This is a genomic window from Phocaeicola sp. GP0067, assembly GCF_031119655.1.
Classification (GTDB): domain Bacteria; phylum Bacteroidota; class Bacteroidia; order Bacteroidales; family Bacteroidaceae; genus Phocaeicola; species Phocaeicola vulgatus.
In genome coordinates this window covers 48,180-61,164 of record NZ_JAVHZY010000019.1, presented here as the reverse complement: position 1 = coordinate 61,164, position 12,985 = coordinate 48,180, and the positions used below count along the sequence as shown (strand labels likewise).

General features: G+C 40.7%; 13 protein-coding genes and 1 pseudogene. 7 read left to right on the top strand and 7 right to left on the bottom strand.

What is annotated here, in order from left to right; genetic code table 11:
• Positions 1 to 253 precede the first annotated feature (253 nt).
• Positions 254 to 1,315 carry a LuxR C-terminal-related transcriptional regulator gene (locus RE317_RS14370; protein ID WP_005868810.1) on the top strand — a complete coding sequence of 354 codons (1,062 nt, stop codon included), beginning with the start codon at positions 254 to 256 and terminating at the stop codon, positions 1,313 to 1,315.
• 305 nt (positions 1,316 to 1,620) lie between these two features.
• Here RE317_RS14370 and RE317_RS14365 read toward each other — a convergent pair whose 3' ends face one another.
• Positions 1,621 to 2,901, bottom strand: a complete 1,281-nt coding sequence (locus RE317_RS14365) for an ATP-binding protein (protein ID WP_005868811.1) — start codon at positions 2,899 to 2,901, stop codon at positions 1,621 to 1,623.
• Between the two features lie 126 nt (positions 2,902 to 3,027).
• Positions 3,028 to 3,187: pseudogene (locus RE317_RS14360) on the bottom strand (helix-turn-helix domain-containing protein).
• 129 nt (positions 3,188 to 3,316) lie between these two features.
• On the opposite strand from RE317_RS14360, the gene RE317_RS14355 reads away from it, so the two are divergent.
• The 4 genes from RE317_RS14355 (at position 3,317) to RE317_RS14340 (ending at position 7,185) form a co-directional block, all read left to right on the top strand.
• Positions 3,317 to 3,667 carry a helix-turn-helix transcriptional regulator gene (locus RE317_RS14355; RefSeq protein WP_005868812.1) on the top strand — a complete coding sequence of 117 codons (351 nt, stop codon included), beginning with the start codon at positions 3,317 to 3,319 and terminating at the stop codon, positions 3,665 to 3,667.
• Positions 3,660 to 5,249, top strand: coding sequence for a type II toxin-antitoxin system HipA family toxin (locus RE317_RS14350; protein WP_005868813.1), 1,590 nt, complete (start codon positions 3,660 to 3,662; stop codon positions 5,247 to 5,249). The genes RE317_RS14355 and RE317_RS14350 overlap by 8 nt, the downstream gene beginning before the upstream one ends.
• 99 nt (positions 5,250 to 5,348) lie before the next feature.
• Positions 5,349 to 5,669: a helix-turn-helix transcriptional regulator gene (locus RE317_RS14345; protein WP_005868815.1), complete on the top strand. Its 321-nt coding sequence runs from the start codon at positions 5,349 to 5,351 to the stop codon at positions 5,667 to 5,669.
• Positions 5,659 to 7,185, top strand: coding sequence for a type II toxin-antitoxin system HipA family toxin (locus RE317_RS14340; protein ID WP_005868817.1), 1,527 nt, complete (start codon positions 5,659 to 5,661; stop codon positions 7,183 to 7,185). Before RE317_RS14345 ends, RE317_RS14340 begins: the two co-directional genes overlap by 11 nt.
• Positions 7,186 to 7,600: 415 nt before the next feature.
• On the opposite strand, the gene RE317_RS14335 is transcribed toward RE317_RS14340, so the two are convergent.
• The 5 genes from RE317_RS14335 to RE317_RS14315 form a co-directional block, all read right to left on the bottom strand.
• Positions 7,601 to 8,110 carry a hypothetical protein gene (locus tag RE317_RS14335; RefSeq protein ID WP_007569216.1) on the bottom strand — a complete coding sequence of 170 codons (510 nt, stop codon included), beginning with the start codon at positions 8,108 to 8,110 and terminating at the stop codon, positions 7,601 to 7,603.
• A gap of 267 nt (positions 8,111 to 8,377) precedes the next feature.
• The gene (locus RE317_RS14330) at positions 8,378 to 8,815 is read right to left on the bottom strand and encodes a hypothetical protein (RefSeq protein WP_005868821.1); all 438 of its coding nucleotides are present in this window, start codon (positions 8,813 to 8,815) and stop codon (positions 8,378 to 8,380) included.
• A 43-nt stretch (positions 8,816 to 8,858) separates the two neighbouring features.
• Complete coding sequence (locus RE317_RS14325; RefSeq protein ID WP_005868823.1) at positions 8,859 to 9,107, bottom strand: hypothetical protein; 249 nt, start codon at positions 9,105 to 9,107, stop codon at positions 8,859 to 8,861.
• 13 nt (positions 9,108 to 9,120) lie between these two features.
• Positions 9,121 to 9,357 (bottom strand): hypothetical protein, encoded by a 237-nt coding sequence (locus RE317_RS14320; RefSeq protein WP_005868824.1) that lies wholly within the window; start codon positions 9,355 to 9,357, stop codon positions 9,121 to 9,123.
• Between the two features lie 73 nt (positions 9,358 to 9,430).
• Positions 9,431 to 9,742, bottom strand: a complete 312-nt coding sequence (locus tag RE317_RS14315) for a DUF2958 domain-containing protein (RefSeq protein WP_005868826.1) — start codon at positions 9,740 to 9,742, stop codon at positions 9,431 to 9,433.
• 566 nt (positions 9,743 to 10,308) lie between these two features.
• Between RE317_RS14315 and RE317_RS14310 the strand changes: the two genes are divergently transcribed.
• Together RE317_RS14310 and RE317_RS14305 are read left to right on the top strand one after the other, a co-directional pair.
• Positions 10,309 to 11,529: a site-specific integrase gene (locus RE317_RS14310; RefSeq protein WP_005868829.1), complete on the top strand. Its 1,221-nt coding sequence runs from the start codon at positions 10,309 to 10,311 to the stop codon at positions 11,527 to 11,529.
• Between the two features lie 870 nt (positions 11,530 to 12,399).
• Positions 12,400 to 12,978 carry a UpxY family transcription antiterminator gene (locus RE317_RS14305; protein WP_005868833.1) on the top strand — a complete coding sequence of 193 codons (579 nt, stop codon included), beginning with the start codon at positions 12,400 to 12,402 and terminating at the stop codon, positions 12,976 to 12,978.
• Positions 12,979 to 12,985: the final 7 nt, after the last annotated feature.

Genomic DNA, 12,985 nt, shown 5'->3' with positions numbered 1-12,985 from the left:
CCCCCTGAATTTCAACCGCTAAAGATATGCACTTATAAACCAACCTCCAAAGCAAAAAACAAGTATTTTAAACTTATAAATACTTAAAAAGACAACCACACAACAGCTACAACACTTACCACAGCAGCCAATCACGCTTACACAACAATTAAAAACACTTAACATCATAAAGAAAAGTACTTAAACATACAAAAAAAAAAAAAAAAACAGTTATTTTTGCAGGAAACATTATACTTAATAACACTTAAAACACATGAAAATCAGCACAAAAGCCGCCTCTTTTCTAAGTTCAATAAAAACTCAAACTTACGACAAAAAAGAAAGAGAAATGATAATAACGTATCAACAAAAACGAGTCTTTCATCTATCCCTGCTCATGCTGGTCTTATGCGCACCCATATACATATATTCAGTTCCATTTCCCAATGAACAGTTTTATTATATTAACAGCGTATTATTCCTGTTTATCATTATGTGCACTCTCGCTTATTTTAAAAAGAGAGTAAATCTGACCACGACCTTTTCCATTATACTGATAGCCATACATATCGAGATTTTTATCGAAATAATTTATTGCTCAATATGTAGCGGATATGAATATAGTTATCAAAGAGCATTGATAATGAGTAACATTACTATCTCTCTCTTATTTACCATGCTTTCCATCTGTGCCTATATGAGTAATATCTCCATCCTATTGTCCTCCCTTACCATAGCTTCCTATACAATCTGCACACTTATCACCGACGAACCGTTCCTATACAGTTATCTGCCTTTGATCATCATCATATACACCATGATCCCCTTATTAGGAAGATCCTTACACAGTAATATCAGCAGCTTGCTAAAAAGTAGCAACTTGCTAAAAGAGGAAGAGGAAATGCTTTTGAAACGTCTCCAAATGAAAAAGGAAGAACTATTCGCGTTCGCCGAGTTGTTAAGCGAGAATAACCCGGAAGAAAAGACAAGCTCCCTGTTAAACATAATAGGGGAACAATCCAAAGAAAATCTTTTTACAGCCCTTGCCGCATACCAGAAAAAGGAAAAAAGTAAACTTGATACAATCAGGAGAATATATCCCAATTTATCCCCGTCCGAATTAAACATCTGCCGTTTAATACTGCAAGACAAGACCGTCAGCCAAATATGCGAATTATTACATCGGAGTAGCGGAAACATAACCAGCCAACGAGCGAACATACGTGCCAAACTCGGACTGAAAAAAAGCGACAATTTAAAAGAAGCATTACAAGAACGCATGAGGCTGTATGAAGAAGAAGAACACCGGCAAGAAGAGTTTTCAGCCATGCGTTAGGGATTGCAGAGTAAAGCCCACAGCCTTTAGGCGAGGACTTGAAACGTAAAGCCCGACCGTCCCACAGGAACGCCCAAAAGAAAAAGAATCCCCCGAACATTCATCCGGGGGACATCCAAGCCGTCACATCAATTATAATACAGATTCAGATCATCCGTGCCAATCTCCTTTCCGTCCCGGAAAACAAGGCGTAAATCAATCCTCTCTCTGTTTTCATTGCCACAAAGATAGACATACCGGCCAACATACGCATCATACTTATCAATCAGTTCTAACGGTATGACCGGCATGGGAAAAGGATACACCTATATTGCATATAGCGGAAAATTTGTAAGATTACCCTGTACTTTATAAGGCAACATAGAAAATCTCTCCGCATGCAATTCCGGTCTTTTTCCCAGTAATGCTGTCAACGAATTGGCCCGGACATTCCCTTCGGCCTTCACTTCTATCGGCACCATTTGGGCATTACGTTGAATAACAAAATCCAACTCAAGACGCGAATTGTCTGTGTTATGGTAATAAATCGGTGACACGCCCTTACTTTTCATCTGCTGCAATACATACTGTTCAGTCATTCCTCCCTTGTATTCCTTAAATATGTCGTTTTTAATCAAGACTTGGGCCGGATCTGTCTTGACCATAGCACCCATAAGCCCCAAATCAACCATATAGAGTTTGAAAGCCGACAGGTCTTCATAAATATCAAGCGGAAGCTCCGGTTTGGTACATCGAGGCACTTTATACAACAACCCGGCATTTACAAGCCATTGAATGGCCATCTCAAAATCATTGGCTCTGGCACCTTTTCGCAAAGCTCCGTAAATGAATTTCTTGTTTTCTTTAAATAATTGGGAAGGAATGCTGTTCCATACCATTCGGACACGCGGAACCTGTTCTTTGGGCGCATGTTTTGAGAAGTCAAGATCATAGCCTTGCAAAATCTCCGACTGTATTCTTCTGACTTCCAGCAAGGAATCCGTTTCTACATATTTGAGTACAACTTCCGGCATACCACCTACATAATAATATTGCCGAAGGAGATCCGTATATTTGTCATGCAGGAGGCTTATCGTTTCAAAATCCCCACTCATAAGCAATTTACAAGCTTCTTCTTCTCCCTTGGCGACAAGAAACTCTTCAAAGTTCATAGGAAATATATTGATGACATTTACCTTCCCTACGGGATAAGACACATCCTGATGAAGGGATATCCCCAAAAGTGAACCTGCCACAGCTATATGATACTCCGGAACCTCCTCTTTAAAATACTTCAAAGATTCCAGTGCTTCCGGGATATCTTGTATCTCATCAAGGATAATAAGCGTATCACCCGGAGTAATGTCAACGGAAGTCATCGCACGCAGCCCCCGTAAAATTCTGTCAACATTGAAATCCTGAGAAAAAAGCTGGCGTGCAAGGTTATTCTTACGGCATACCACATAAGCCTCTTTTTTGTATTCAAGTTTGGCAAACTCATGGAGCAGCCATGTTTTCCCAACTTGTCGGGCACCATTTAAAATCAGAGGTTTTCTATCCTCACGGTTTTTCCATTCTATAAGTTGTTGCAAAACAAATCTTTTCATCTACAAACAGCATTTTTATACATGTAAAAACAGCGTATAATACATTTATCCGCACTTATTTAAAGCACAAATATACTAAAATAAACAGATAATAGAAGCAATCTTATACATTTTTCCGCACTTTAATCAACTCCAATGGAAAGCAGTAGCCAATTTAGGATTGCCTTCTCCACGCTCGATGGCCACCAGCGTATTGATGCCCACGCCCGCCAGTTCGGAGAAGTTCCAGCTGATTGACCTTCAAACTCTTCCTGCACTCTTTAATCATCTTTCCTAGCTCTTTCATATTCACAACACATTGTGATTTTAGTCAGTTTTCATCCTAGTTCAAAGAAAAAAACAGCCGATAAAGCAACTATAATCATTGTATTCATATAGATTAACATCATATATTCAAGTTAATCTATATATTTACATGGATTATTTGTATATTTGCAAAAAAGGAACAACCATGTGGAATGAAATGAGCAATCCAGCTGTGCTGATGAGAATCGGCCAGCGCATCAAAGAGACACGTATCAGGCAGCATATCACGCAGGAAGAACTGGCAACGGCTTCCGGTGTAAGCCCCTTGACCGTTGCGAACATCGAGAAGGGCAAATCGGTATCGCTGCTGTTGTTCATCAGCGTACTCCGCTCGCTCGGCCTGCTGGAGAACCTGGAGCAACTGGTACCGGAAATCCGGGTCAGCCCGATAGAGCTCAAAAAACTGCAAGGAAAGAAACGCTACCGTGTACGCCATTTAAAACAAGATAACCATGAATGATTTGATAGTAGATGTAAAGCTATGGGGAGAAAGCGTAGGCTCTCTCTATTGGGAAAAGGAAAGCAATGCCGCCTTGTTCGACTATGAACGGAAGTTCATCCGCTCCGGTCTTGACATTTCTCCCATCATCATGCCCATCAGCCAGTACAGGAACACCCCCTACCGGTTCCTTGAAAACCGTACCGACTGTTTCAAGGGGTTGCCCGGCCTGTTTGCCGATTCACTGCCGGACACTTTCGGAAACCAGATCATCAATGAATGGTTTGCCAGCAAGGGATTGTCCGGAGAAGAGATTACCCCTTTAGACAGGCTTTGCTATGTAGGCAAACGTGGCATGGGCGCACTGGAGTTTGAGCCGTCCTCGCCAATCAACGGCATGAACGAATCATCAGTGCTCCATATCGAGGAACTGACTGAGCTTGCCAAATCCGTATTCACGGACAGAATGGCTTTTCAGGTCCAACTGCGCCAGGAAGGAAGAAACATTCTGGATATACTGAAAGTGGGAACATCTGCCGGAGGTGCCAAGCCCAAGGCCATCATCGCCTACAACGATATTACCGGAGAGGTACGCTCCGGACAGGTAAAAGCTCCTGAAGGATTCGGGTATTGGCTGTTGAAATTTGATGGCGGCAAATACAGCGAACACACGCAGATAACGGACAATCCACAAGGAATAGGAAATATCGAATATGCCTATCACCGGATGGCAAAAGCCTGCGGTATCGATATGATGGAATGCCGGTTACTTCAGGAAAAAGAGTCATATCACTTTATGACACGACGTTTTGACCGTATGGAAGACGGAGAGAAGATCCATGTACAGACATTGGCCGGGCTTGCCCACTATGACCGTGACCAACGCCATTCATACGAAGAGATATTCCGTATCATGCGGCAGATGAACCTCCCTTATCCAGAGCAGGAGGAACTATACCGAAGAATGGTGTTCAACGTCATGAGCCGGAACCATGACGACCATAGCAAGAACTTATCTTTCCTGATGGATAGACAAGGGAAGTGGAAACTGGCCCCAGCATACGACCTCTGCTACTCATACACACCGGGCGGCAAATGGACGAACCGCCACCAGCTGTCACTCAACGGCAAACAAGACAATTTCACGATGGAAGATCTGCAAAAGGTAGGTGAGAACATGGGTATCCGGAAACACAAACAGATTATCGAAGAGATACAGGAAACCGTATCGCATTGGCATGAGACTGCCAAGGATTGCGGGGTCAAGCCGGAACACGCCGATTTTATCGGAGAAAACCTGCTCTTGTTCGGCAAGCAACTGCATACGATCCATATGCCGGACATTGCCAACGAACAAGAGCAGGCTTTCATGAAGGCTATGCGAAATGATGACTTCAATACCATTCTGAAACTGAAGATGAGAGGATATCAGCCATCGGAGAACACACTGAAAAGCCTCCAGCCGGATGTATCCGCCACCACCTTCATCGCTGCCGCCAAAATCTTCCAAATGGAAGGGATGCTAAAAAGCCTTCAGGACATAAAACCCGCGCAAAGCCCGATTACAGGCGGCAATAAACGTAGCATGGAATTGGGGGATTAGCACACAAACTACATCGCGCACAATTCAATATAACAGTAAATATATTAATTGTTATATATCATATTTTGATTTAACAATTAATATATTTACCTTTGTAAAATGACAACGAATCACATCACCCAAGCCATGGCCAATCCGGAAATCATAGTGGAACTGGGCAGACGATTTAAGGAATACAGGCTAACCTATAGGCTCACCCAAAAAGAGGCTGCCGAGAAAGCCGGTGTCAGCCTTATCACCTTACGCCAGTTTGAGAACGGGAAGGCCTATAACATCAATATGGGCAACTTTCTTGCCCTGTTACGAGTAGTGGACTGTCTGGAACAGATGGATGATCTGATGCCGGAAATACCTGTTTCAGCCTATACAATGGAACGAATAATGAATAAAAAGCCGAAAAGGATAAGACATGGAAAATAATGTTGTGAGTGTTATGTTATGGGGAGAAGAAGTCGGAAAGCTCTATTGGGACGAAAGAAACAAAAGAGCCGTCTTCAACTATCATCCGGATTTCATCAAGAAAGGAGTGGAAATCGCCCCACTGACCGCTTCTGTCAAAGGACCGGCGGCAAAGGGTATGCCCATACTCGGAAACAAAGAAAAGACTTATCAAGGTCTCCCACCGTTTTTGGCAGATTCATTGCCTGATCGGTGGGGTAACATGGTCTTCGACCAATGGGCGGCACAAAACCATATCCCCAAGCGCAAACTCACACCGGTAGATAAACTGTCTTTCATCGGGAAACGGGGAATGGGAGCCTTTGAGTTCATCCCGGCCACTCCTGGATTGGAATCCTCTTCCACTCTCCAGATAGAGAGTTTATACCAACTGGCACGCCGTATCTTTGAGGAACGGGAGGAAATATCCGTGCAAGATGACGAAGCACTGCAACTGCAAAGTATCTATGAGATAGGTACATCAGCCGGAGGGCAGCACCCGAAAGCCATCATCGCCATCAATGAAACGACACATGATATACGTTCCGGCCAAGTCCCTTTACCGGAGGGCTATACCTACTACATATTGAAGTTTGCAGAAGGGGACGATTTTCCGTTCACGCAAATGGAAATGGTATATTATGAGATGGCAAAGGAAGCCGGGATTACGATGATGCCTTCCCGACTCATTCAAATTGAGGGAAAACATCACTTCCTGACGGAGCGTTACGATAGGATAAACGGAGAGAAGATACATACACAGACACTTGCTGCCATGAATCCGGATGCAACGAGCTATGAGGATTTGTTTGAAGTCTGCCGAAAACTGAACATCCCGGCAAGCGAACAGTCCGAACTCTACCGTAGGACGGTATTCAATATCATGGGCGGCAATGTGGATGACCACATCAAGAATTTCTCTTTCCTGATGGAAAGAAACGGCACATGGCACATCACCCCAGCCTACGACATGACATTCACCACCAATTTGGACGGTGCGGCATACGAAAACGCACACTCCATGAGCATTGCAGGAAAAGATAACGACATCACGGAAGATGACCTGATGCAATTTGCCAAACAGAACGGAATAAAGAATGCGAAAAGGATAATCGAAGAAGTCAGCCTTGCCATCAGCCATTTTTACGATTATGCCACCAATCATCAAATCGATGACTATTGGAAAGACCGCATCGAAGAGCATCTTTCCGGTTTGGTATCTCCGATCATAGGGAAAACCATGAAACACTACCTGCCCACCATTGTCGAACCCTACGAGACAGAGGATGGCTTTTTGGTATCAGAAATCAACATCATCGAAAACACCCGGCATGATTTCCGTATCGAGGCCTTCATAAACGGAAAGCGACAGAAATACATTGCCGGGCGTAAAAGCGATTTGGCTGCTGAAGTCATTGCCAAAGGCAGAAACAAGATGCCCGTTGAGAACAAGAAAGAACTTGTGGAACGGTTGTTACTGCCTTTAGCTAGAAGATAAAAACAGACGAATAGCGACACTATTACATTAATAAAAAGTCTGTTCTTGTTCGGCAAGCAACTGCATACGATCCAAATCCGGACATTGCCAACGAACAAGAGGAGGCTTTCATGAAGGCTATGCGAAATGATGACTTTTCAATACCATTCTGGAACTGAAGATGAGAGGATATCAGCCATCGGAGAACACACTGAAAAGCCTCCAGCCGGATATATCCTCCACCACCTTCATCGCTGCTGTCAAAATCTTCCAAATGGAAGGGGTACTAAAAAGCCTTCAGGACATAAAGTCTGCGCAAAGCCCGATTACAAGCGGTAATAAACGTAACATGGAGCAAACAAATTTACTATTCAATTTTCAGTTTTTTTCTATTTCTATACTACTGTACGCCATAAAATAACGAAGAAACTTATTCCTATATCAATTCATAATCAATAACATACAATTCACCAAGAATATTAGGGAATGCTACAGTATCATATATCACCTGCCCTACTCCATTAAAATTACCCGGAGATATTACAGATGCTACAACACCATGATAAGCTGTGGGAGAAAAAGAAAGATCTGCTAATCCATTTATCCCAATAACATTTTTCTGTACACCAGCATTATTAACATTACAAAAAATTGCATAATGAATAGTTTGATGTAAATTTACAGCAGCATTAGGAAGATGCACAAAATATAATATATCTCCATTATTACATTTAGCTAAATCATGATAGGTATTTATTTTTTGTATCATACTTTCTAAAGAAGCTCCAAAAGGATTAACTGAAATTCTTTTTCCTGTTGCCTGTTCTATAATTCCTCTAACTAAATTAGCACACCCTCCACCATTTGTAGGTAAATTAACATTCAAATTCTGAGTATTAGTAATAAATTGTGTAATCAATTGTCTATCATTTATACTTATAGCCATATATTATAACTCATGTTCTCCTACTCTCTCAAAGGCTTTTCGGAACCTGCCTATAAAAACTGTCTCTGTAAGCTTACCCCACAAATCTACCCTATAATCCCCAAACCGCTATCATCCCTTTTCTGAATGCCATGGAATTTTTTCCGAATACATAAGTTAGAAGATGAAAAAAGATTGTATTCAAAGTTTTTGGTTCTTTTTTGAAAAAAGAACCGCTGGCCAAAAATCCAACGGTTACTTTACTTTCGGAAAAATATGCAATGAAGTTTATAGGCCGAATGAGGAACGCAGCTTCTTCATGGCATTCTCCACATCAAAGAAAGACACATCCATAAGATCTTCTCCCCATGCTTCCGGAAAGTCAAGAATGGAACGTCCGTTATTAAGAACCGCATCACGGATGGCTTTCATCACATTCTGCCGAGTCGGTTCCAGCTTGAAGAAAAGGCAATGCCTGACTGCCATTGTAAGGGTATCATCATCTATAAAGAAACGGATGGTGACGGTCATGTGTACCTGCGTCCGTTTCTCCAGTTTCTTCTTTTTAGTTTCCAGTTTGGCCAACCGGGAAACATAGAATGAAGGGATATGTTTCCCGGATTCAACGCAAGTCTTCATCGCTTCATGTATTTCAGCGATGCCGTCACGTATATCCGTCAAGTCGGTGCAGTTGGATGCAACCGTATAAGCCGATAACTTTTTCATCTCAAAAGCCGTTTTTATATGGCAAAAGCCCTGTTTGTGAAACTTATAATATATGAATCTCCTTATCACCTACCTTCTCGTCCGATACGACCAATACCTCGTACTTCATCCTCTTGTAATTATAGACTACGGCAAGCGTATTAAAGCCACCGTTATCATACCGCCTGTCATAAACGGTATGTACATACTCATACATCGCATTCCCCATCATGAACTTTACGGAAACATCCGTAAAGTAAAATGCCACCGCATAAGCCAGCGTTTTCTTTTTATCAACCTTTTTTGTTTTCATAACCATTTGTCCTTTATTGTTTTCTGATAAAATATTCAATGGCCGAATGAACCAATATATAATGTGTGGGTGTCTGCCTGCACTGTTCCGCATAAGGATTATAGAACTGGAGAGCCAGCGCATGGTATAATTCCGGCAATTCCCGCTTGATTCTCGCCGTAAGCAGCCGATAGGAGCATTTTCTACCGTACTTCATCAGCTCACGCCATTTGTCCTGTGTTATTTCCGTGCAATTCGTCTCGTAAACCATAACTTCCGTTTTTAAGTTCAATATTCCGGTTGGAAAGCGGAAAGGGGTTGTTCCCTCTCCGTTTATTCTCTAATCAATTCAGGCAAGCTTTTACCGTTATACCGGTTTTCAGTCCTTTATCCAGCTGCACGGTCAACCCACGAACATTCACCTCTTGAATTTGAGAAAGAAGCACATAACCCCATTCCCATTCTTGAATATGGCAATAACCGAAAAAAAGCCAGTCACCGTCTTCCTGCTGTTCGGCTTCCGTTACCAACCATACCACCGAAGAAAAAGGAAGGAAAAACCTTGCGATGACTTCCGCATTAAGCCCCTGCCCCTCTTTTGAGTACAAAGGGTTGGCTTCAAACACATTCTTTAGTTGTTCCGTCACTGTAATCATATGTCACATTTTTAAAGGGTTAAACTTCTAATTTTATGCTTCAGCTAGATTTAAAGACCTTTTTTTAAAACCCCTTTCCGGGATGACCTTTTCTTTCTGCCGACTTTTTTTTTGAGCTTTCATGCCCCATCTGAGTTTATAAGCCTTTTTTTTACGGCACACAACAAGAAGGAAGGAGGGATTGAGAAAAGTTTTGGACGACAAAAAATGTTGGGGACAGCGAAGCCGTCCGGCGTTATTTTTTTCGGTACAAAGGGCGAAGACCGGAACTCTTTCGTATCCATCCACCGAAATAAATTTGCCGTTCAAAAACAAAGGCTCTCAGACGGGGCTATGAAAAAACGTACATTAGGGGAGGCAGAAAACAAGGAAAAGGGCAGTACGGAAATAAAAGAAGAATAAAATCCAACATTATTCACATTGATATATAATAGCCAAGTATTTCGCCATATCAATATAAATCCAACTATAATCAAAATCAAACAGTTATCTAATTTATTGGTTATTAAACATATAATACGCCAAAACATTTATTTTGGAGAATATAATATTAATTAAACAAAAAAATGGCATCATTAAAAATAAAGTATCGACATTCCTCTATAGAAGGAAAAGCGGGAACATTGTTCTATCAAGTAATTCATAATCGTGTAGCAAGGCAGATAAATTCAGGATACAAGATTTATCCTGACGAGTGGGATATTTTCAATTCCCAAATAATCATACCAGCAAAGACAGGAGAAAACCGGCATCGGTATTTGGTTTCTTTAAAAAAATGTATTGAGGAAGACACCTCACGTCTAAAAGATATTATGATAAGATTTGAGAATCTTGGATACAAATATACGGCAGACGAAATCATTGAATATTATTCCGCTCCTCCTGTGAACGAGTACTTTGTGTCATTTTGTGAGAATCTCATTGAAGAATTGAGACAAATAGGTAAAATACGCACCACAGAAACTTATACCACTACGCTCAATAGCTTCAAGCGATTCATGAATTTCAGAAAGAAAGGCAGAGACATCCCTTTCGACAATATAGACTCCAACCTGATGATGGAATATGAACAATATCTAAAATCTAATGACATTTGTCCGAACAGTACTTCCTATTACATGAGAAACCTCAGAGCCATGTATAATCGTGCCGTAGAAAAAGAATTGGTTATACAGCGATATCCGTTTAAACATGTATATACGGGCATAGATAAAACTGTAAAACGGGCAGTTCCGGCCAAAATTATCCGACAGATACGCGATATGGATTTAAGTCACGACTCCTCTTTGGAATATGCAAGAGACCTATTTATGTTCAGTTTTTATACCCGAGGGATGTCATTTATAGACATGGCTTATCTAAAGAAAAGTAATTTGCAAAACGGTTTTTTATCATATCGCAGAAAAAAGACCAACCAACAGCTAGTAATCAAATGGGAAAAGCCCATGCAAGAAATCATAGATAAATACGATACCATAGGTTCTTCTTATCTATTGCCGATCATTCTCGACGCAAAAACGGATGAACGGAAACAATACAAGAATGCAGCCCAGCTGGTGAATTCAAAACTAAAGAAATTGGGAAAACAAATCGGCCTTCCTATTCCGCTGACGAGTTATGTGGCACGTCACGCCTGGGCTTCTATCGCCAGAAGCAAAAACATTCCGTTGGCTACCATCAGCGAAGCTATGGGACATGATTCAGAAAGCACTACACGGATTTATCTTGCATCGTTAGACACCTCCGTAGTGGATAAAGCGAACAGTATTATTTTAAATACACTTTAATTCACATTATAAAACAGTTTACGCCATAGGTTTCAGCATACGTGCCCAATCGGCCCGCTGTTATTCTATGGCAATTATTATTTTTATTTATCTGACAAAAAATAAGTTGGAATTATGTTATACAAATTGAAGTTTTCTTTCTGAGAGAAATGGGGTGATTGGTATTTTGATGTATATCAAATATTTATAAGATTGGTATAATCAATTTGCTCAACAAATAATCAGTTTTTTCTAATCATACCTCTTATTTTTTATGGTATGACTAATATTTTTCTTCTGATTTTTAGTGTTTTTTGTGTTATCTTTTGTACTTTTGCATTTACAAATCTTTCTCTCAGAAAGAGAAACACCGAAAATAGGAGAAATTTCCTATACGAATGCCATAGGAATATAATGAACAAGTATATACCCTATACTTTCAGTTGTATGACAAGATGGATTCAGAAAGGAAAAAGCCCCGTGAAAGTACAAAATTCTTGCTTGAAAAAGATTGAATAAATGACGGTTTTCTCCATAAGAGAAATGTTTTGAATATGCAAAAATACATAAATTATTGAACATAATAGCATAAAACAAAGAAAAACCTTAATAGCCACCTCGTTAAATGTCGTGGTTACATAACAAATGTTGAGTAAACTAGATTGTATTTACAGCGAATAATCCCTGTAAATCAATTATATATGTTAAATATTTATGTCCTCTATTTCTCTTATGGAGAAAAATAGGAATGCGGCAAGATAAAAGACGGCATGAATGGTTGATATGACAGCCAAAAAAGACATAAATTACTATAATACAGACCAATACATAAGTTGGGATGAACTATGGGTATATCTTGACCTGCCGTAATAACTAAAAAACACACGACGAATGAGTACTCCCATAACCACAAGGGAAGATCTAACTAGAATCCAATGGTTCGCCATGAGCGCTTATAAAAACGAGAAAAAGGCGGAAGAGATGCTCAAAGGCAAGGATGGTCTAGAGTATTTCATACCGAAACACTATGCCGTAAGGGTCTATCACGGAGTGAAATCCAAAAGGCTTGTACCAGTCATCCCGAATCTCGTCTTCGTGCATGCTTCCCGAAAACAGATCACGGATTTCAAAAAAAAATATAATTTCTTACAATTCATGATGTGGGAGAAAAGCACGGGACTGAAATATATCGTGGTGCCGGATAAGCAAATGGAGAGCTTTATCAAGATTGCCTCGCAGTATGAAGAAAACACTATTTATTATAAACCGGAAGAGATTGACATACGGAAAGGTACCCACATATGTATTTACGGTGGCAAGTTCAATGGAGTAAAGGGCGTATTCATGCGGGTGAAAGGAAAACGTCGCCGCCGGGTGGTTGTGATGCTTGAAGGGATTATGGGTATATCGGTAGAAGTTCATCCCGATTTGATTGAAGTCATCAATGATTCCGATTGTGACAAATTTTGAGAGATGA

Excerpts from the sequence above, each read along its gene's own strand:
- RE317_RS14330 (WP_005868821.1), bottom strand. The coding sequence starts at position 8,815 with ATGAAAAAGTTATCGGCTTATACGGTTGCATCCAACTGCACCGACTTG.
- RE317_RS14365 (WP_005868811.1), bottom strand. The coding sequence starts at position 2,901 with ATGAAAAGATTTGTTTTGCAACAACTTATAGAATGGAAAAACCGTGAG.
- RE317_RS14320 (WP_005868824.1), bottom strand. The coding sequence starts at position 9,357 with ATGGTTTACGAGACGAATTGCACGGAAATAACACAGGACAAATGGCGT.
- RE317_RS14305 (WP_005868833.1), top strand. The coding sequence starts at position 12,400 with ATGAGTACTCCCATAACCACAAGGGAAGATCTAACTAGAATCCAATGG.
- RE317_RS14315 (WP_005868826.1), bottom strand. The coding sequence starts at position 9,742 with ATGATTACAGTGACGGAACAACTAAAGAATGTGTTTGAAGCCAACCCT.
- RE317_RS14335 (WP_007569216.1), bottom strand. The coding sequence starts at position 8,110 with ATGGCTATAAGTATAAATGATAGACAATTGATTACACAATTTATTACT.
- RE317_RS14340 (WP_005868817.1), top strand. The coding sequence starts at position 5,659 with ATGGAAAATAATGTTGTGAGTGTTATGTTATGGGGAGAAGAAGTCGGA.
- RE317_RS14310 (WP_005868829.1), top strand. The coding sequence starts at position 10,309 with ATGGCATCATTAAAAATAAAGTATCGACATTCCTCTATAGAAGGAAAA.
- RE317_RS14355 (WP_005868812.1), top strand. The coding sequence starts at position 3,317 with ATGGATTATTTGTATATTTGCAAAAAAGGAACAACCATGTGGAATGAA.
- RE317_RS14350 (WP_005868813.1), top strand. The coding sequence starts at position 3,660 with ATGAATGATTTGATAGTAGATGTAAAGCTATGGGGAGAAAGCGTAGGC.
- RE317_RS14345 (WP_005868815.1), top strand. The coding sequence starts at position 5,349 with ATGACAACGAATCACATCACCCAAGCCATGGCCAATCCGGAAATCATA.
- RE317_RS14370 (WP_005868810.1), top strand. The coding sequence starts at position 254 with ATGAAAATCAGCACAAAAGCCGCCTCTTTTCTAAGTTCAATAAAAACT.
- RE317_RS14325 (WP_005868823.1), bottom strand. The coding sequence starts at position 9,107 with ATGAAAACAAAAAAGGTTGATAAAAAGAAAACGCTGGCTTATGCGGTG.